This window comes from Streptomyces sp. RLB3-17, from assembly GCF_007113425.2.
In the GTDB taxonomy this organism is placed as follows: Bacteria; Actinomycetota; Actinomycetes; order Streptomycetales; family Streptomycetaceae; genus Streptomyces; species Streptomyces mirabilis_D.
Genome location: NZ_CP041610.2, coordinates 10,344,738 through 10,364,226 on the forward strand (window position 1 = coordinate 10,344,738; position 19,489 = coordinate 10,364,226).

The window sequence follows — 19,489 nt, forward strand, 5'->3', positions numbered from 1 at the left end:
GGTCAGCCCGCCGCGGGACCGACCTAAAGCGTGTTGCAGAAGGCCGTGATGTTGCAGGTCAAAGCCCTACCCCGGGTGTTCTGATCACGTGGCCAGGGCGAGGTTGTGCATGTGCGTGACGGCTCGGACCGCATGGTGGAGCCGTCGCCGTGCTGCCGGCAGTCGCGCAGGATCTTGTAGTTCTTCAGCCGGCCGATCGCATGCTCGACCCGCGCACGGACCCGGCGGTGCTCCGCGTTGTCGGCTTCCTCGCCGGCCGGCAGGGGCCGGCCGGGTCGTTTCCGGTGCGGGACGACCAGACCGGTGTTGATGCAGGCGCCGTCACTGAGCACGGTGACGCCCTGGCACTGCTCCGGCAGGCCGGAGTCGCGCCACACGTGGGCGTCGGCCCTGGTGCCCGGGGCCGGACGGGCGGTCGCCACGACCAGGCGGGTGTCGGCGTCGATGATGACCTTGCACGTTCGCGGAGAACCGGTAGTTGCGGCTCGAGGCACCGACCTTGCGGTCGCGGACCGGGACACGTGTGCCGTCCACGATCCACAGCCGGTCCGCGGCATCGACGGGACGTGAGGCCGGCTCGAGCGCGAGGAGGGGCCACAACCGGTGAATGACCCTGCACACCGTGGCCGGCGACACCCCGAACAGCGGCGCGAGCTGCCGCATCGTGAGGTTCGTCCGATAACAGACAGCCACCACCAGCACCCGGTCCGCAAGCGGCAGACACCACGGCCGCCCGATGCGCGGCCCGTCGCCACCCCGCTCCCGCACCACTTTCAGCAACCGCTCAAACTGCTTCATCCGCAGCCCGGTGAACGTCTCCACCCACAACGGACCAGCCCTCAACACCCCAGCCACACAAGGAAAATGCCCTGATCACGGCCTTCTGCAACACGCTTTAGCGCCTGCCTGCGGGCACTGACGGAATTCGATGCGCTGCGGAAACGCGTCTCGAACTGTGCGGATGTCCCGTGCTGAAGAGCGAAGGTCCCCAGCAAATCTCCAAGGTGCCGCCGCCGGTTCAGGTGGTCCGAGCTGGTTCCCGAATCGGGAATCATGGCGAATCTTGTACGGCAGCTGACGTACCGACACCGGCCACCAGGCTTGAGCGCGGCAAAGGCACCCACCCGGAAGCGCACAAGCCACTGCCCCGGCCCGACATCCCGTGCCGGGCCCGGGCAGCACTTCGAATCCAGCCGTGCCTCAAACAGGGCACGAGGGCAACGCGCCGTTACTGAAGGCGCCCTTGCACGCGGGTGTGGGTCACCTCTTCATTCTGGTTGGTGTTCTGGTTTTTGATCGTGTAGCGAGCGCTTGAGCCCTGCCCCTGGACGCTCTGCACAGTGCCGTCGCATTGCTGCTGCTGGTCGTTCTGGTACCTCACCCTTTCGCCTTGTCTGTACTGCATTTGTTGTTCCATGGTGGCCTCCTGTGATCATTTTCCGGTGGTGTTCGTCCTTTCCCCGGCACGCTCCCCAGGCACCGCTGGGGACCGGCAATCACCCACAAAGGGCAAGCGGTGGCCGTACGCCTGCACGCTGATCCCTCTCGCCGAGTATTCCGTCACCCCATGCACCGCCTGTCGTCAGTTCCCCCAAGTGGGCTACCGGCGGAATTCGTGCGAGCGGAAGCCCTGTCGTACGACCCGCCGTCCGGTGCGGTGCGGATGCTCTAGCAGCAGCACGCCGTTTCGGTTGAAGGGCCGCAGCCGCTCGGGGCAGCGGCCCTTCCGGCGCAAGTCGGTGCCGGGTGCTACCCCAGGTCGAAGGTGTTGGGCAGCCCCAGCTGATAGCGCACCTCGTCGACCCGCTTCAGGGGCTCCATCTCCGGCGGCCGGAACAACTCCCAGATGTGACACCGTTCGGCGCCCGAACTGTCCGCGTCCAGGAGTGCGTTGACGGCGCGTCGCGCGGACTCGTTGGCGCCCTCCATGGTCGCCAGGTCCACGTCCGTACGGACGTAGTCGCCCGCGAGGAAGAAGTTCGGCACCGCTGTCCTCGCCGACGGGCGGTGGTAGAGGGTGCCGGTGGGGTGGATGAGGAGTTGTTCGCGGTTCTGCGGATCGGGGCCGCCGAGGCCGGTCACCGCCGGGTCCATGAACCAGCCGAGTCGGTCCTCGTCCCTGAGTGTTGTCTTGCCGGAGTCGTTCAGCCCGTCCTTCAGCTGGGCCCACAGTTCGGCGACGATCTCGTCCTTGGTGCACTCACGGGCCGTCTTGCCGTACAGGATGCCGGGCTTGTCCCACTCGGAGATGATCGTGGACAGGCACTCGTGGGCCTGCCCGTCTCCGTAGTCACGCGAGAAATCCCGTACGTCCCAGAACTGCGCCTGGCCGATTCCGGTGACCGCCCACGGTGAGTCGAGGCAGTTGATGTGGCCGTGCACGACGGGGGTGGGCGTGCGCAGGTAGAACATCACGCCGGTCATCCAGTCCGTCTTCAGCGCGTCGCACCGCCCGAGCTGCGGGTCGACGGCGCGCAGGGCGGGGCCCCAGGTCACGCGCGCGTGCTCGACCGGGAGGGCGGAGACGTAGTGGTCGGCGGTAATGGTGCGCTGCCGACTGCCGTCGCGCGCCGCCACCCGTACGCCGGTCACCCGGCCCCCGCCGTACACCACCTCCCGGACCTCGGTGTCGAGCACGAACTCGACGCCCAGGGAGCGTAGATGTGTCTCCCAGGGGTCGATCCACGCCTCGCTGGTCGGGGCGTTCAGCACCCGGTCGACGTCCGCGTCGCCGTCCATGCCGCGGCCGAGCAGGCCCCACAGGATGAGGGCCTCGATGATGACGCGGCCGACGGTGCGGGTGGAGGCGATCTCGGCGCGGGTGGCGACGAGGTTGCGGGTCTGGCCGATGCCGAGGAGCACCTGGTACTCGCGGCTCATCTCGCCGGCCCGGATGAAGTCCCACCATGCGACCTTCTCCCACTGACCCTCGCGGCGGGCGTCGCAGCTGGTGAGGTGGACCAGGAGGCGGTCGGCGAAGTAGGCGGCCTCGTGGGCGGGCAGATGAGTGGTGAGATCCAGCACCGACAGGATCTGGTCGCGGATCCAGGACGGGGTGAGGTCGCCGGGGGCGGGCGGGGTGGTGCCCCGGCGGAGTGGGAAGTGCAGGTCCGGGCGGCCCGAGCCGCGCGCGAACAACTCCTCCGTACCGCTGCGGAGGTTGCCGTGGACGCCGTTCGCGTTGCCTGGGAAGGGGATGCGGCGCATGGTGTCCGGCAGATTCCGGTAGAAGCCGGGGAAGAAGCGGAAGCCGTGCTCGCCGGGAAGCGGCTTGCGCCCGCCCGTTCCGGTCCCGGGGACGTCCATGGAGCGGGCCTTGCCGCCGAGGACGTCGTAGTACTCGTAGACCGTGACCTCGTAGCCGCGTTCGGCGAGTTCGTGAGCGGCGCTGAGGCCGGAGACTCCGCCGCCGAGGACGGCGACGCGCTTGCCGGAGGAGGCCGCGGCCGCGCCGCCGGCAGCTGCTAAGGCGCCGATCGCCTCCCCGCCGACGAATCCGGCGACCGCTCCGCCGGTCGCCGTCAGGAAGCGTCTGCGGCTGTGTCCGTTGTGCTCCTGGGACTGCTGCGCGTGTTCTGTTGTCATGGACACCTGAGGGTAGGGAGGGGCTCCGGAAGCCGGAAGCCCTATTGCCTGTCACCCACAGCATCCCCACAAACACAAGGAGACAGCGATGCCGAGCGTGTTCGTGCAAGGCCGGCCCGTCGACTCGTATCCGCGGCTCGCACCCCAGGGGCGGGGTGCGAGCCTCGTCCAACGCCGTCAAGGTCGTCGGGGTGAAGGACGCCGCGCAAGGGCTGCGCCTGGGTCCTCAACGGCCAACCCACGTGCTCATAGGCGTACGCCTCCCGGAACGGGCCCGGCGTGCACGCCGGGCCCTCCAGCGGCTCCCCCTTCTCGTACCGGAAGTGGCAACTGCCAGATCCGGGAGAGATGCCTGGCGCACCAGTTCGGGAACGCCGCCGATCACGGGTTGCGGCCGCCGCGCTATCCGACGGATATGACGAACGCGGAGTGGGCGGTGGTCCGGCCGTCGCTGCCGGTACCGGGCTGGATGAGTGGCCGGGTCGGGCAGCCGGAGGCGTACTGCCACCGGGCGATGCTGGACGCGATCCGCTACCTGGTGGGCACATGGCACCAGGTGGCGGGCGGTGCCGGCCGACTTCCGGCCCTGGGCGTGTCCACGCGTTCTTCCGCCGCTGACGTGACCACGGCCTGGTGAGGGAGTTCCACACGCGGCCGGGTGGTCACCGCCCCCTTGACCCGGGACGCGAACACTTCACACACCGGCAGGCCCTGGCCGAGGCGTCCGCCGTGGCCAGATGAACCCGGCTCCTGCCATCCTCGAGCCGCTCGACCCGGATGACGGACACCCCGGCGAGGTCCAGCAGCAACGTCATATCGCTGACCAAGCCCGTGGCTCCTTGGTGATCCTTCTGCGTAGAGAACAGAAATAATCAACCAGGACCACGGGCGTCCTGCATCCAGGGTCCAACCAACCCACTGAGCACAGACCGTGACGACTGGTCAGTGTAAGAGCCGACCCGCACCGCTCACATTCGAATACCCCGGAAACGTACGCGGGGCAACGGCGCATGCACGGCGGTGAACGATGTCGGAAAGCCGGATGCGGGAGAACCGCCTGCCCGGTTTGAAGCGGCGGGGACTGAAAACGGAGCATCAGCCAACGTCCGTTCATCGCCCGGACGTGCCCTCTGAAGCCGCCCTGTGCTCCCACGTGGGCACGCACAAAGAAACCCCGCCAGGAATTACCTGGCGGGGTTCGACCTCATCGATCTGTCGAGATCACTCTTCGTTCAAGGCAGCCCGCAGGTAGGCGATCAGATCACCGGCCGGCACCTCGACCCAGCTGGCCCCTGGCACCCCTACCCGCATGACCTCATAGAGTTCCCCGTTCACCTCGTCCACCAGAACCTGACGGCTCCTTCCGTCCATCGCATCCACGCACAGGCGCACGGCACCGTGCGAGATGGTCGGGAACATGTCCCGCAGTACCTCATCCGCACGGAGGCGGCGCAGGAGGTTCCATTGGCGCCGGTTGAAGTCGGACGACAGGAGTTCAGCCCACTGCGAAGAGGTGGGCTCTCCGCGTTCGAGCGCCCCGACGAATTCGTCGAGCTCCATGAACTCGAATCTCTCCTCCAGCTCGTCGAGCGGTATGCCTTCCCGCCATGCGGCGACCGCTTCCACAAGCAATCCAAGATCCCCCGTGGAGCCGATCTCCCAGTCGAACCCGGGAATGCCGACACTCAATCGGAAAAGGCGTTCCTCGGTCGCAGGATCGACCGACAGGAAACCCCTCGCCGTTTGGATGCTGACGACGTCGACGGCCCACGGTCCCAGCCCGGTGTCGCACCCGCGCAGCTGTGCTGCCCCTCGCATGGCTGGCCCAAGGCCACCCGAAGCAGTCACGTCCGGGTACAGGTCTTTCCGGTGGGCGTCCATATTCATCGGATTCCTTAACGGCGGTGGCAGTACCCGAATTTGCCCCCGTCTACGGGCTTGAGTTTCCCCAACTTTGACAGATCCGGCATATCCATCGGCTTGAACTGCATGGTGCCATCGGAACGCGGAATAGAACTTTACCGAACTCCACGCGCGTTGACCATTGGCGACGGCTCTCGCGATCAAGGACATCTCGTAGTCTGTGGAATCGTCGGCTTCACCAGCCAGCAGGCCGCGCTTGGCAGCGTCCATGAAGTCTCCGAATCGTTCCAGTCCCGTCATGTTGACGTGCAGTTCCACGTTCGGGTCGGCGATGGCCTTCCTCGCCAGCGAAGCGAAATCCTGCGCGCGCGAGGGAGAAGGTGGTGAACTTGTTCTCGGGAGGCCGAGCCCACGCGTCGAGCGCCCCATTGCTCTGCCACCCCAAGGCGACCTTGCAGTTGTGAACAAGGATCGGGGTGGCGCCCGCGAGCACGAAGAACGTGTGCAGGTCGTCGACGGTGAGGCCGTAGACCATACGCGGAGTCAGGCCCGAGCGGTCGAGGCTCCCCTCCGCTCTTTGAGTGCTGCCTCCGATTCCGGCAGGGGCAAGCCGTCTACGGCTTGGGCGCGGGTTGCTCGCCCGAGCCGCGGACGATCAGCCGAGTGGGCACGGTGATGGTGCGGGTCCGGGTGCGGTCGCCGTCGAGTCGGGTCAGGGCGGTGGTCGCGGCTGCCCTGCCGAGTTCTTCCGCGTCCTGGGCGACGACGGTCAGGGCGGGTTCGAGTGCTTCGGCGAGTGAGACGTCGTCGAAGGCGACGACGGCGACGTCCTTGCGTTTGCTGCGGGCGAGTTCGGCGACTATGCCCAGCGCCATGATGTTGTTGCCGGCGAACAGGGCCGTGGGCGGATCGGCCAGGCCGAGGAGCTGGGAGGTCGCGGCCTCGGCCCCTTGCTGGTCGTGGGCATTGGTGACCAGCGAGCGGTCGTAGGGGATGTCGGCTTCCTGCAGCGCCGAGCGATAGCCCGCCAGGCGCTCGCGGCGGGTGTACAGCTTTACGGGCAGGTCGCCGACGAAGCCGATGCGCCGGTGTCCGTGGGTGATGAGGTGGGCGACGCCGTCGTGGGCGCCCGCGCGGTTGGAGCTGACGATGCTGTCCGTGGCGAGGCCGACTCCGGGTCGGTCGAGGAAGATCACTGGCAGTCCCGCCGTACGGTGGGACTTGAGGTGGGAGTGGTCGGCGCCGACGGACGGGACGATGATCAGGATGCTGACGCGGCGGGCGAGGAACTTGTCCGTCAGGGCGCGTTCGCGCTCGGGGTCGTCCGCGGAGGAGCCCATGAGGAGCGTCAGCCCGCGTTCGCGGACGGTGTCCTCGATGGCGCGGGCCACGGCTCCGAAGAAGGGGTTGGCGAGGTCGGGGATGACCAGGCCGATGGTGGTGTCCGGGCCGCCGACGCGGATGTTGCGGGCCATGAGGTTCGGCTGGAAGCCGAGCTTGGCCACTGCGGCCAGTACCTGTTCCCTGGTCTGCGCGGAGGCGGGTCCGTCCTCGTTGAGGACTCGGGATACCGTCTTGGCGCTGACGCCGACTTCGCGGGCGACGTCGGCCAGGGTGGGGCGGCGGTTCGCTGCCATGGAGAAACCGTCTCCTGAGGGCTCTCGGTTCCGGCCGCGGCCTCGGCCGGAAACTGCGAGAGCGGGGTTGTGCTGTCAGGTGGCCTGGACTCCGGCGGCCTTCGCGGCCTTGGAATCCGCTACGACAGTATCTCCGGCCGCATCGACGGTGAGAGCGCCGGTCATGATGGCGACGACCTCGGCCATGGAATAGTCGGAGGGCTTGATCACGGCAGCGCGCCGGCCGAGGCGGTGGACGTGGATCCGGTCGGCGATCTCGAAGACGTGGGGCATGTTGTGGCTGATCAGGACGACCGGCATGCCCTTGTCGCGGACTCGGCGGATGAGGTCGAGGACCTGGCCGGACTCCTTGACGCCGAGGGCGGCGGTGGGTTCGTCCATGACGACGACGGAGCGGGCCCAGGCGACGGAACGGGCGACCGCGACAGCCTGCCGCTGTCCGCCGGAGAGCGTCTCCACCGACTGCGTCAGCGAGCGCAGGCCGATCTTCAGGTCGGCCATGTGCTCGGCGGCCTCCTGCCGCATGCGCTTCTTGTCCAGCATGCGGAAGACACTGCCGAGGACGCCGGGGCGGCGCAGCTCGCGCCCGAGGAACATGTTCGAGGCGATGTCCATGGAGGCGGCCACGGCGAGGTCCTGATAGACCGTCTCGATGCCGTGGGCGCGTGCGCTCTGCGGGCCGGAGAAGGTGATGGGCTCGCCGTTGAGTCGTATCTCGCCCGCGTCGGGGGACACCGCGCCGGTGAGGGCCTTGATCAGGCTGGTCTTGCCGGCTCCGTTGTCGCCGATGACGGCGAGGACCTCGCCGGGGAGCAGGTCGAAGTCGGCGCCGTCGATGGCGGTGACCTGGCCATACCGCTTGACCAGACCGCGGGCCTGCAGCACGGGTGTGGGGGAGGAGGTGGCGGTCATCGGGCCTTCTTCCGGGAGAGCTGGTCGACGGTCACCGCGAGGATCACCAGGACTCCGGTGATCAGGGTCTGGTAGATGGAGGCGACGCCCATCAGCTGCAGGCCGTTGCGGAAGACGCCGACGATGAGGACGCCGATGAAGGTGCCCAGGACCGAGCCGCGTCCGCCGAAGAGGCTGGTGCCACCGAGGACCACGGCGGTGATGCTGTCGAGGTTGTCGGTCTGCCCCGCCTGGGGGTCGCCGACTCCGGTGCGGGAGATGAGCAGCAGGGCGGCGATGCCGTAGAGGAGACCCGCCACGGTGTAGATGCCGATGGTCAGGCGAGAGGTGCGGATGCCGTTGAGACGCGCCGCTTCCTGGCTGTTGCCCAGGGCGTAGACGTGCCGGCCCCAGCCGGTGCTGCTCAGCGCGTAGGCGAGGAGGAGAAACAGGGCGATGGTGACCAGGGAGCCGTAGGTGATGTCGGTGTGGCCGAGGGGGAAGGTCTTTCCGAGGGCGGTCAGCGGGCCGGGCAGGTTGGTGACCGTCTGCTCCTCGGAGTAGATGTGGGTCAGCGCGAACGCCACGTTGAGCATGCCGAGGGTGACGATGAACGGCGGCAGCGGGATCTTCTGCACCAGCAGCCCGTTGAGCAGCCCGAAGCCGCCGCAGACGGCGATGCCCAGCGCGATGGCGACGAGCGGGGGCAGGGAGCCCTCGGCGGCCATCTTGGCGATCACGATGCTGCCGAACGCCATCACGGCTCCGCAGGACAGGTCGATGCCCGCGGTGAGGATGATCAGGGTCTGTCCGATGGCGAGGGTGCCCACGACCATGACCTGCTGCACGATCAGCGAGAAGTTCCCGCCGGTCAGGAACTGGTCGGTCGAGACGGAGAAGAAGGCGCAGGCCAGGAGGAGGGCGACCAGGGGTCCGGTGGTCGGCGCCGTGAGCAGTCTGCGGGCCGTGGTCGGTGCTTTGAGCTCGGCGTACGGCGTGGTCGTGGCTGTCATGCGAAGTCCTTGTCGGAAGACAGTGGTCGTTGTCCTTCCTGGTCGGAGGACAAGAGGACGAGCGGGCGGCCGTCCCCCGGTCAGGGAGGGACGGCCACCCCGCTGAGGGGGCGTACGGATCAGGCGGTGGCTCAGCCCCAGCAGTTCTCCAGGCCGTAGGCGGTGTCCTTCGACGTGACGCCGTCCTGCGCCTTGTCGGTGATCAGCGTGACGCCGGTGTCGGTGTAACCGGACGCCTTCTTGCCGTCCTTGGCGTACGTCACGACGGCCTTGACGCCCTCGGCGGCCATCTTCAGCGGGTACTGCTGCGACGTGGCGGCGATCTTGCCGTCCTTGACGGCCTGGGTGCCGGTGCAGCCGCCGTCGACGGAGAGGATCAGGACGTCCTTCTCCCGGCCCTTGGCCTTCAGCGCGGTGTACGCACCCAGGGCCGCCGGTTCGTTGATGGTGTAGACGACGTTGATGCCGGGCGCCTTCTGCAGGCAGTTCTCCATCGCGGTCTGGCCCTTGGCCTGGTCGCCACCCGTGTCCTGGGCACACACGACGTCCTTGTCGGTGGCGCCGAAGCCCTTCAGGAATCCGTTGTGCCGCTGGACGCCGACGGAGACACCCGGCGCGAGGTCGAGGGCGGCTATCTTCGCCGTCTTGCCCTTCATGGCGGCCTTGGCGTACTCGCCGATCAGCTGGCCGGCCTTGAGGTTGTCGGTGGCGAAGAGGGCGTCGACCGCGCTCTCCGGCTCGGTCGGGGTGTCCAGGGCGATGACCAGGACACCCTTGGCGCGGGCTTTCTGGATCGCGGGCACGATCGCCTTGGAGTCGCTCGGGGTGATCAGGATGCCCTTCACGCCGGCGGCGACCATGTTCTCGATGGCCGTGACCTGACCTGCGTTGTCCCCGTCGAACTTGCCTGCCGCGGTGGACAGTTGGGCGCCGTTCTCCTTGGCGGCCTTTTCCGCGCCCTCCTTCATCTTCACGAAGAACGGGTTGGTGTCGGTCTTGGTGATCAGACCGACCTTGACGCTGCCCGATCCGGTGCTCGCGGTGCCCGATCCCGATCCGGATCCACAGGCGGTCAGGGCGAGGGCTGCGACACCCGTGCAGGCAGCGGCTCTGAGCAAGGGGGAGGGCAGACGAGAGATGCGTGACATGAACGACTCCTGCGGGATTGCGGGCGAACGGCCGGCATCGGGGCATGCCGTGCCTCGGTGTCATCGTTGACTTATGTCATCGTTGACACTGCTTGGCGAGGATGATGGACTCCGTTCCCAGGCAACGTCAATGCCTTGCACCCGTCACAAATCGGCAACGCCCGCAGCCGTCGCCCGCCCGAAGCCGTTCACCGGCTGCCCGGGACGTGCCTGTTTCTGTCCGCGCATTCCGAGAGAAGAGCAGCCCATGAGCCCGCGCCAGATCACCGTCCTGGGGGAGTGCGTCGCGGACGCCTTCACCGAACCCACAAGCGTCCCGTACGAGCTCGCCCTGCGGGTGCTGCCCGGTGGCGGACCTGCGAACACGGCGGTGGCCCTGGCCAGGCTGGGTACCCCGGCCCGCTTCCTGGCACGCCTGTCCGGCGATGTGTTCGGCCGCCTGTTCCGGGCCCATCTCGAGGCGTCCGGCGTGGACCTGTCGTACGCCGTCGCAGCCGCCGAGCCCAGCACGCTGGCTGTTGCCGAACTGGACGCCGAGGGTCAGGCCGCGTTCTCCTTCCATGCGCAGGCCACCGCCGACTGGCAGTGGACCGGTGCGGAGCTGGCCGGCGTTGACCTGGCCGACACCGCCTGTGTGCACACCGGCTCGCTGGCCCTGGTCAAGGAGCCCGGAGCGGCCGTGCTGGAGGACTTCCTGGCTGCCGCCGCGCCTCGGGCCACGATCAGCATCGACCCCAACGTCCGCCCGCTCCTGGTGCACCCCGAGGTCTACCGCGCCCGGCTGGCGCACTGGTGTGACCTCGCGGATGTACTGCGGCTGAGCGAGGACGACCTGGAACTCCTGCTGCCGGGCACGCCGCCCGAGCAAGCGTGCGACATCTGGCACGCGGCAGGGGCGCGGCTCGTCGTGATCACGCGCGGTGCCGACGGCGCCTTGGCCTCGCTCGACGGCGAACGGGTCCACGTGCCCGCCGTCTCGACGAGCGTCGCCGACACGGTCGGGGCAGGCGACTCCTTCACCGCCGGACTGCTGCACCACCTTGGCGCTCGAGGGCTTCTGGGTGGCCGGCTGACGGAACTCCGCCTGGACGACGTCGAGGAAGCCTGCCGCTTCGGCACCCGCGTCGCGGCCCTGACCTGCTCGGTCGCCGGCCCCAACCCCCCGTGGCAGAGCCAACTGGCGCAGCTCGCCACGGCCGACCGAGCATGGCGGGCGAGCACGCCGCTCAGCAGGACATCACGTCCGAACCGTTGACGCATTAGCCGGATTGCCCCCATCATCGGGCCACTCGATGTCATCGATGACACAAGTCAACGATGACACCTCTTGCCGATGCCGATGCCGATGCCGATGCCGATGCCGTGGACGACGACGCCGGCAAGGGCGTCACTTTTCGGCCGGATCCGCGCCGGGCAGCAGGCTTCGCTGCGCGGACGGCCGCAGCACAGGAGACACCATGAGCTCTGGACGTGTATCCCGGCGTGCCCGCACACGGATGATCGCGGCGGTGGCGACCGTCTGCGCCCTGTCGGCGGCCCCGCTCGCCCCCCAGGCCTTAGCCGCCGACACCCCGCCGTACTCCGAGACCCACCGCCCCCAGTTCCACTTCACGCCGGACAAGAACTGGATGAACGACCCCAACGGTCTTGTGTACTTCAAGGGCGAGTACCACCTCTTCTACCAGTACAACCCCAACGGCAACTCGTGGGGCGACATGTCCTGGGGCCACGCGGTGAGCAAGGACCTGGTGCACTGGAAGCAGCTGCCGCTCGCCCTTGCGCACGACGACAACGAGATGGTGTTCTCCGGCAGCGCGGTCGTCGACCGGGACAACACCACCGGCTTCGGCACAAAGAAGAACCCGGCCATGGTGGCGATCTACACCAGCTACAGCAAGGCCACGGGCATCCAGGCGCAGTCGCTCGCCTACAGCACCGACCGTGGCCGTACCTGGACGAAGTACCAGGGCAATCCCGTCATCGACATCGGCTCCAAGGACTTCCGCGACCCCAAGGTCCAGTGGTACGCGCCGACGAAGAGCTGGCTGATGACGGTGTCGATGTCCGCCGAGCACAAGGTGCGCTTCTACTCGTCCAAGAACCTCAAGGACTGGAAGCTGCAGGGCGAGTTCGGGCCGGCGGGTGCGACGGGCGGCGTGTGGGAGTGCCCGGATCTGTTCCCCCTCGCGGTCGACGGGGACAATAAGAAGATCAAGTGGGTCCTGGTCGTCAACATCAACCCCGGTGGTATCGCCGGTGGTTCGGCCGCCCAGTACTTCGTCGGCGACTTCGACGGCAAGGAGTTCACCGCCGAGGACAAGGGCACGTACACCCCGCCCACCGGCACGGTGGTGCAGGACTTCGAGGGCACGGACTTCGGTTCGTGGACGACCACGGGCAGCGCGTTCGGCCAGGCGCCGGCAGCCGGGGCGGTGGCGGGCCAGGGCACAGTCGACGGGTTCGACGGCAACGGTCTTGCCAACAGCTTCCACTCGGGTGACGGCACCATCGGCACCCTGACCTCGCCCTCTTTCACCGTCGACAGCAAGTACCTGAACTTCAAGGTCGGTGGCGGTCGTCACCCGCACGTGGACGGCACCGTCTTGGAGCAGGGCCCGCCGCCCGCGGGCACGGTCCTCGCCGACTTCGAGGGCGGCACCTACGGCGACTGGACGACAACCGGGGATGCCTTCGGCACCGCGCCGGCCACCGGCACCCTCCCCAACCAGCAGGAGGTCTCCGGCTTCCTCGGCAGCGGCCTGGTCAACAGCTACCTGAACGGCGACTCCACCACCGGCACCCTCACCTCGCCCGAGTTCACCCTCGACAAGGACTACGTCAACTTCCTTGTGGGCGGCGGCAACCACCCCGCCGGCTCCGACAACCCGACCGCAGTCGAACTGCTCGTCGACGGCAACGTGGTCCGCAGCGCCACCGGACAGGATGGTGAGGCACTCAACTGGGCCTCCTGGGACGTCAAGGACCTCGCCGGCAAAAAGGCACAGATCAAGATCGTCGACGACAACAGCGGTGGCTGGGGCCACCTCAACGTCGACCACATCATGCTCTCCGACACCCGGGCCCAGCCCGTCTCCCAGGAGACGTCCGTCAACCTGATCGTCGACGGCCAGGTCGTCCGCAGCGCCACCGGCTCCAACAGCGAGACCCTGGACTGGGCCTCCTTCGACATGCGCCCCTACGCCGGCAAGCAGGCGCAGATCCAGATCGCCGACATGAACACCGCCGGCTGGGGCCACCTCCTCGCCGATCAGTTCACCGCCGCCGACACCCCCGCGAAGTCCGTCGTCCAGCGCGCCGACTGGGCCGACTACGGCAAGGACTACTACGCGGCGGTGTCCTGGGAGGACGCGCCGGACGGCAAGCGGTACATGATCGGCTGGATGAACAACTGGGACTACAGCGGCGTGATCCCCACGTCACCCTGGCGCGGCGCGCAGAGCATCCCCCGGGAGATGGCCCTGCGTACGGTCGACGGCCGCATCCGGCTGACCAGCCGGCCTGTGAACAGCGTGACGTCCCTGCGGCAGAAGGGCCCGGCGACCGCAGCCGGTGTCACCGTCAAGAACACCTCCAAGACCCTGATCGGCCCCGCGGCCCAGGGCAAGGCCCTCGACATCGAGGCGACCTTCTCCCTCAAGGACGCCGATCGGTTCGGCCTGAGGGTGCGCACCGGTGCCGGGGGAGAGGAGACCGTCATCGGCTACGACACCACGACACAGGAGATGTACGTCGACCGCACCCACTCCGGCGCTGTCGACTTCAACAGCACCTTCCCCGGCGTCCAGACCGCGCCTCTGAAGGCGAAGAACGGCAAGGTGAAGCTGCGGATCCTCGTCGACTGGTCGTCCGTCGAGGTCTTCGGCGGCAGCGGCGAGGCCGTCATCACCGACCAGATCTTCCCCGACCCCGCCAGCCAGGGAGTGCAGATCTTCGCCGAGAACGGCTCGGTGAAGCTGGACCAGGCCCGCGTCTGGCACCTCGACTCCTACCGCGACTGACGCCGACTGACCCCGACTGTCCCTGAACGACTTCGACCACGGAGGACATCACACCGTGAACAAGACCCTGCTCGCCGAGTTCACAGCCCGCGAGGGAGCGCAGGACGAGGTAGCCCGCCTGATCCTGGAGTACGCCAAGAAGGTGCGCGAGGAAGAAGGCAACATCGCCTTCGACGTCTACACCAGGTCGGCCAACCCACGCGCCTTCTGGATCTTCGAGGTGTACCGCGACGAGGACGCCTTCCAAGCCCACTTGAAGGCACCGTACGGCGGCCCGTTCAACGCGGCGCTCGTCCCGCTGATCGAGGAAGACGCCTCGGTGCTGACCTTCCTCGATCCGGTGACCTGACCTGACCTCGCCCGATCCGGTGACTGACGTCGGTACCAGGCCCGCGCCGCGGGCCCGGTACCGACGCATCGTCATGCCGCTGTCCGGTCCGGCGATCGCCACGGTGGCCGTCCTGGCCTTCCTGCCGATGCGGAACGCTTGCCTGTGACCGCTGATGGTCGTCCAGGGCGAGGACCTGCGCGGTGACGCTTTGGAAGAACGGGCGCACAACACCGACGTCGTCGGGCTGGACTGGGCCGGTGAACGGCTTCAAGGGCGGATCTACGAGATTGACGGGAAGGACGGCACCGCCGAGCGGTAGAGCCGCAATGCCACGCCGTACCGGCGGTCAGAGCGGATACATGACGCCGTAGGCGCCCTTGACGGGGAGGAGTGGTCCGAACCCTCAACTGGCGGGCGAATCCGGCCCTCCGTTCACCGCGCAACCACTATGTACGGCCGGGCCTCGTTCGAACTCCTCCGGGTCCGGACGACGTTGGTTCCACAGGTCCGGCTGATCACTGCCCCGTCTCAGACGGCATGGCAGGTTGTGCGGCATGCCCCGGACAGTGCGGGACACCATGCCGTAGGGTCGCGCGCGTGACAGGCGGCGCAGGTGAAGCGAGCTTCTGGTGGACGGAGTTGCGGGGGTCGGACGGGGCCGAACTCCCGCCCAACGTGCGGGAACGCATGACGTGGTACGAGTGGCACAAGCGGCGGCAGCGGCTCGGCCACTACCTTTCGGAGGCCGTGCTACTGCTGTTGTCCGCGTCCATACCGGCGTGTGCGGCGGCCGGTGCCTCCGTCACGGTGACGGGAATTCTCGGTGCGTTGGTGGTGGTCTCGGCGGGGCTCCGGCAGCTATTCCGGTGGGGTGAGAACTGGGTACGGACGAACTCCATGCTGATGGCGCTCCAGGGCGAGCTCGTCAACTGGAGCTGTGGGTCTGCCCCGTACGACGGCGCGGACTCCTCGGCCGTGCTGGCATCGAGGACCGAGGAGCTGGTTCGGTCTGAGGCCGGCGAATGGGCGGAGACACGGCGCTCTGCGCCCCAGCCCCCCGTCGCTGGATCTCCGGCATCGAGCGGGTGAGCACACACTGACGCACCATGGGAAGCGTCTCAGGACGAAGCGCGCCGCGGGCCCGTACGTATGGCCGGGCGCGAGCCTCGCCGCTGAGGCGACACCAACCTCATGAGACGGCACAGCTAGCCCGCGTCCCCGGCGTCGACGTCCTGCTGTTGGGCCGTCAGGAAGCCTTCCACGGCCTGTCGTAGGGCACCGGGCCAGCCACGCTCGGCCTGCGCCAGTACCCGACCCTGCGCGAAACCCTCTTCGGACGTCGGCAGCGCAGCGAGTAGCCCGTCCACGCCAGAGCGATACCGGGGCCGGGCCACGGCTGAGAACCCCAGACCGGGCAGCGGAAGTCAGGTCCTCAGCCGTCGCGCATCAGGTTCGGTCCCGATACACGATCTCTTGTGAAACGACGTCCGCCATCGACAGGCATGCCACGGGGACCTGCCGGCGCCCTGACGGTACGGCGTGGCTTTGTTCACGAGTTTGAGTTTCGACGGCAGTTGTTCAGCATTTCGGGAGGCACCCCGACGACGTCATGTTCGATGTTCAGGAGAAGGAGTAGAAGGAGTAGCACGGGACCTCGGTCCCGCCAGAGGCTCGGTACGGGGTCCCGGTGACGGCCAAGCCAGTCCAGTCCGCTGACACGTCGTCTAACATCCACAGGGGCCAGGCTCCGACGCTCGCGGCCTGAGCCAGGCCGCGCCAGACACCGTGGAGGTCGGCGGCGTCACCCGCGACCGAGGCCAGGAACAACACCAAGGTGACGATGTACGGCGCCATCCCGAGCGCGGGCGCAGCACCATGACCGGCACTCAGATCGCGATCTACAGCTGCCGCGTGAGTCCCGGGCGGATCGGCTGAAGGGGGGTGATCCGAAGACGAATGGGTGATCGACGGGCACGCCTGGTGACTGCACGGATCCTCTCGTCTACAGAGTGCGATCAGCCTGTTCGCGTGGACGAGAGGACTGACTCGTGCAATCCGCAAGAGATCGGCAGAAACCGATTTCGCTCAGACGGCAGCTCGGTGCAGCCCTCGCGCTGTCTCTGGCCGTCGGTCCGCTGCTGACGCCCGCACCTGTGTGGGCGCAGGAAAGCCCGACGGCACCAGCGATCCACGGCCCCGCCGGCGACCAACCGCCCGACCGCACGCCCCGCCCGAAGCCCACCGCCCCCACCCGAGTGCGGCCGTCGGTCAGGGCCCCAGGGGTGTATGTCATCGACGCGGACGGATACGTCGGCAAGGGGGGCACCACCTTTGGCGAGCCCTCGATCGCGGTCAACCCGGCCGATCCCAACCAGATCGCCGTCACCCGCTTCCCGTCGGCCGCGGCCGAGTGGAACAACCCCGCCGACCTGCTGTACTCCACCGACGGCGGGATCACCTGGGCGGACGAGCCAACCATCCCAGTACCTCCGGGACTGGGGACGGCCACCAACAACTGCCCCTGTGACCAGACCATCGACTACGGGCGCGACGGCACGCTCTACGGCGCCTTTCTCACCAATGCGAGTCAGGTGGTGACCGGCTCGACCGCTGATCCCACCAAGCCGTCGTCGTGGAGCTGGAACACCACCGCGGGCACCACCCAGCTCACCAACGCCACCAACACCAATGCCGACCAGCCCTGGTTGCTGGTGAACCGCGACCCGGACCACGCGGACCAGGACAGCGTCTACGTCGGGTACGAGGACCTTGGCACGAGCACCCGGCCGGCACAGGCGCACGTCGCGGTCTCACGCAACGCCAGGCCGCCCGACTTCACCAGGGACAACTCGCCGGGCGCGGTCGTCACGGACACCAACACCAGCGGCGGGATCCGCCTGGCCACCGATCCGCGCAACGGCACGATCTACGCCCTCTTCCAAACCCAGACCACTGCGGGGCCCCTCGGCAATCCGCAGAACATCACCTACCGGCTCAATCGATCGACCGACGGCGGGCAGACCTGGACGCTGGGCAGCAACCCGCAGGGCATCGCCATCGCCACGGCGGACACCCACCAGGGCGTCACGTACAAGTTCGGCTCGGTCAACGCACTTCTGGGTGGTGTCGACCATGTCGCCGTCGACCCGACCAACGGCGATGTGTACGTGGCCTATGGCGTGGACGTCTCGGGCAACAACCAGATCAGGATGCGTCGGCTCACGGACGACGGCGCGGGCGGCCTCACCGTCGGAGCGGAGCACACCGTCTCCAACTCGACCAACGCCGCGCTTCCCTCGGTCGCGGTGCTCAGTGACGGGACGATCGGTGTCCTCTACCTGAGCTCCGACGGCACCAACACCAGCGGCTTCCCCCAGCTCTCCGCGCACCTCGCCCGGAGCACCGATCACGCGGCAACGTTCACCGACACCGTGCTCCAGTCGTACACGACACAGGTGGGCATCGCCGGCAATCCCAAGGAGCGGCTCTTCGGTGACTACCAGCAGCTCAAGGCGGTGGGTACCACCTTCTACGGTGCGTTCATCGGCAACCTCAACGGTGTAAACCAGACCACCGCGCAGCCGACGGACACGATCTTCTTCAGCGTCCCGCAGTACACCAAGTCGACGCTCTCCGCGTCCGCCAACCCGTCCGTGTACGGGCAGCCGGTGAGCTTCACCGCGACTGTCGTACCGCCTCCGGACGGCGGCACGGTCACGTTCAAGGTCGACGGCACCCAGCTCGGCAGTCCGGTGACGGTCGACACCACGACCGGGACGGCGACCTCCGACAGCATCGCCACCCTCAGCCCTGGCACGCACGACGTGGACGCCATGTACAGCGGTGATCCGAACTACCAGGGCGACAAGGCGATGACCCTGAAACAGACGGTCAACACGGCGGCGGTGGCCACGACGCTCACCTCCTCCGGCAGTCCGTCGCTGTTCGGCCACTCGGTGACCTACACCGACACCGTCTGCGCCGCGCCGCCCAGCACCAACCCGACGGCGCCTCCCAGCGGGACGGTGACCGTCAAGGACGGCAGTACGCTGCTCGGTACCGGCACGCTGTCGCCGGGCGGCGGCGCCAACTGCAGCCAGGCGCAAGTCAGTTTCTCCAGCCTGATGCCAGGAACGCACACCATCAACGCCCAGTACAGCGGTGATGGGAACTACCTGGCGGGCAGCGTGGAGTCGATCACCCAGACAGTGAGCTGCACCAACAACATCACCGGGTCGCCCGGCGCGGTGTTCACGAGCGGTGAGAGCACCTGCATCGTCAACGCCACCATCGGCGGGACCGTGCACGGCGCAGCCGACGGTGCGCTGTTCATCAGCAATTCGACGATCCGTGGTTCGGTCCTGTCGTTCAACGGCACGCTGCTCAGCGTGTGCCGAAGCACGGTCACCGGCACAGTGAACGTCACCGGTGCGAGCGGATTCGTCATGGTGGGCGACCCCGGTGACGACGGGTGCACGGGTAACAAGATCGCCGGCTCCGTCCTGCTGGGCAACAACCGGAGCGGCCTGGAGGTCGTCGCCAACCAGGTGGGCGGGTCGGTTCAGGTGGTGGGCACGACCGGCACCGGTCCGTTCCCGGAGGACACCCGGGCCGAGATCGAGGGCAACACCATCGGTGGATCCCTGTCCTGCACTGGCAACACTCCGGCGCCGACCAACGACGGGAACCCGAACACCGTGACGGGCTCGCGGATTGGGCAGTGCTCAAGCCTGTAGTCGCACTCTGAGCGCAAGAGGGGGCCTCGCAGCCGCGGGGCCCCCATCTCGCACGTCCACGCGGACGCAATGCGGTCCGACCTCTTCGTCCCGAAGCAACTTGGGTGGAGGCTCGACCCTGGGCCGGTGCACCTCTCATCTGCTGTTATCGTCCGCAGGCGTGCACGGTTGTCTGTCGTTGTGTGCCTACGTTGTCACGCAGTTACACACTCACCCCGATTGTCCCCGAAGGCGTTGAGATCGAGCATTGCCCTCGTCGCTCCCCG

At 67.8% G+C, this 19,489-nt stretch carries 16 protein-coding genes and 1 pseudogene; 8 read left to right on the forward strand and 9 right to left on the reverse strand.

The window, feature by feature from the left end; all coding sequences use genetic code 11:
• Positions 1 to 84: 84 nt before the first annotated feature.
• Positions 85 to 855, reverse strand: a pseudogene (locus FNV62_RS46545) (transposase family protein).
• A gap of 894 nt (positions 856 to 1,749) precedes the next feature.
• The gene (locus tag FNV62_RS46550) at positions 1,750 to 3,585 is read right to left on the reverse strand and encodes an FAD-dependent oxidoreductase (protein WP_143604160.1); all 1,836 of its coding nucleotides are present in this window, start codon (positions 3,583 to 3,585) and stop codon (positions 1,750 to 1,752) included.
• A 415-nt stretch (positions 3,586 to 4,000) separates the two neighbouring features.
• On the opposite strand from FNV62_RS46550, the gene FNV62_RS56320 reads away from it, so the two are divergent.
• Complete coding sequence (locus FNV62_RS56320; RefSeq protein WP_211180466.1) at positions 4,001 to 4,222, forward strand: transposase; 222 nt, start codon at positions 4,001 to 4,003, stop codon at positions 4,220 to 4,222.
• A 584-nt stretch (positions 4,223 to 4,806) separates the two neighbouring features.
• On the opposite strand, the gene FNV62_RS46560 is transcribed toward FNV62_RS56320, so the two are convergent.
• From FNV62_RS46560 to FNV62_RS46585, 6 genes are all read right to left on the reverse strand, one after another.
• Positions 4,807 to 5,766, reverse strand: coding sequence for a hypothetical protein (locus FNV62_RS46560; protein ID WP_225900957.1), 960 nt, complete (start codon positions 5,764 to 5,766; stop codon positions 4,807 to 4,809).
• A complete protein-coding gene (locus FNV62_RS58200; RefSeq protein ID WP_143604161.1) occupies positions 5,684 to 5,983 on the reverse strand; it encodes a hypothetical protein in 300 nt (99 codons plus the stop codon). The genes FNV62_RS46560 and FNV62_RS58200 overlap by 83 nt, the downstream gene beginning before the upstream one ends.
• A 79-nt stretch (positions 5,984 to 6,062) precedes the next feature.
• Entirely contained in the window at positions 6,063 to 7,085 is a 1,023-nt protein-coding gene (locus FNV62_RS46570) for a LacI family DNA-binding transcriptional regulator (RefSeq protein ID WP_143604162.1), read from the reverse strand.
• Between the two features lie 75 nt (positions 7,086 to 7,160).
• Positions 7,161 to 7,997, reverse strand: a complete 837-nt coding sequence (locus FNV62_RS46575) for an ATP-binding cassette domain-containing protein (protein WP_143604163.1) — start codon at positions 7,995 to 7,997, stop codon at positions 7,161 to 7,163.
• Positions 7,994 to 8,989, reverse strand: coding sequence for an ABC transporter permease (locus FNV62_RS46580; RefSeq protein ID WP_054228398.1), 996 nt, complete (start codon positions 8,987 to 8,989; stop codon positions 7,994 to 7,996). Before FNV62_RS46580 ends, FNV62_RS46575 begins: the two co-directional genes overlap by 4 nt.
• A 131-nt stretch (positions 8,990 to 9,120) precedes the next feature.
• A complete protein-coding gene (locus FNV62_RS46585) occupies positions 9,121 to 10,137 on the reverse strand; it encodes a sugar ABC transporter substrate-binding protein (protein ID WP_143604164.1) in 1,017 nt (338 codons plus the stop codon).
• A 247-nt stretch (positions 10,138 to 10,384) separates the two neighbouring features.
• Between FNV62_RS46585 and FNV62_RS46590 the strand changes: the two genes are divergently transcribed.
• The 6 genes from FNV62_RS46590 (at position 10,385) to FNV62_RS46615 (ending at position 15,576) form a co-directional block, all read left to right on the forward strand.
• Positions 10,385 to 11,392, forward strand: coding sequence for a carbohydrate kinase family protein (locus FNV62_RS46590; RefSeq protein WP_143604165.1), 1,008 nt, complete (start codon positions 10,385 to 10,387; stop codon positions 11,390 to 11,392).
• Between the two features lie 62 nt (positions 11,393 to 11,454).
• A complete protein-coding gene (locus tag FNV62_RS46595; RefSeq protein ID WP_164331865.1) occupies positions 11,455 to 11,598 on the forward strand; it encodes a hypothetical protein in 144 nt (47 codons plus the stop codon).
• Positions 11,595 to 14,156 carry a glycoside hydrolase family 32 protein gene (locus FNV62_RS46600; RefSeq protein ID WP_143604166.1) on the forward strand — a complete coding sequence of 854 codons (2,562 nt, stop codon included), beginning with the start codon at positions 11,595 to 11,597 and terminating at the stop codon, positions 14,154 to 14,156. The genes FNV62_RS46595 and FNV62_RS46600 overlap by 4 nt, the downstream gene beginning before the upstream one ends.
• A 55-nt stretch (positions 14,157 to 14,211) precedes the next feature.
• Positions 14,212 to 14,505 carry a putative quinol monooxygenase gene (locus tag FNV62_RS46605; protein WP_054228394.1) on the forward strand — a complete coding sequence of 98 codons (294 nt, stop codon included), beginning with the start codon at positions 14,212 to 14,214 and terminating at the stop codon, positions 14,503 to 14,505.
• A 154-nt stretch (positions 14,506 to 14,659) separates the two neighbouring features.
• On the forward strand, positions 14,660 to 14,806 hold the full coding sequence (locus FNV62_RS46610) for a hypothetical protein (protein ID WP_164331411.1): 147 nt from the start codon (positions 14,660 to 14,662) through the stop codon (positions 14,804 to 14,806).
• A 278-nt stretch (positions 14,807 to 15,084) separates the two neighbouring features.
• Entirely contained in the window at positions 15,085 to 15,576 is a 492-nt protein-coding gene (locus tag FNV62_RS46615) for a DUF4231 domain-containing protein (RefSeq protein ID WP_097287833.1), read from the forward strand.
• 116 nt (positions 15,577 to 15,692) lie between these two features.
• Here the strand turns inward: FNV62_RS46615 and FNV62_RS46620 are convergent, their stop codons facing one another.
• The gene (locus tag FNV62_RS46620) at positions 15,693 to 15,854 is read right to left on the reverse strand and encodes a hypothetical protein (RefSeq protein ID WP_164331866.1); all 162 of its coding nucleotides are present in this window, start codon (positions 15,852 to 15,854) and stop codon (positions 15,693 to 15,695) included.
• 915 nt (positions 15,855 to 16,769) lie between these two features.
• Here FNV62_RS46620 and FNV62_RS46625 point away from each other — a divergent pair.
• The gene (locus tag FNV62_RS46625) at positions 16,770 to 19,223 is read left to right on the forward strand and encodes an Ig-like domain repeat protein (protein WP_143604168.1); all 2,454 of its coding nucleotides are present in this window, start codon (positions 16,770 to 16,772) and stop codon (positions 19,221 to 19,223) included.
• Positions 19,224 to 19,489: the final 266 nt, after the last annotated feature.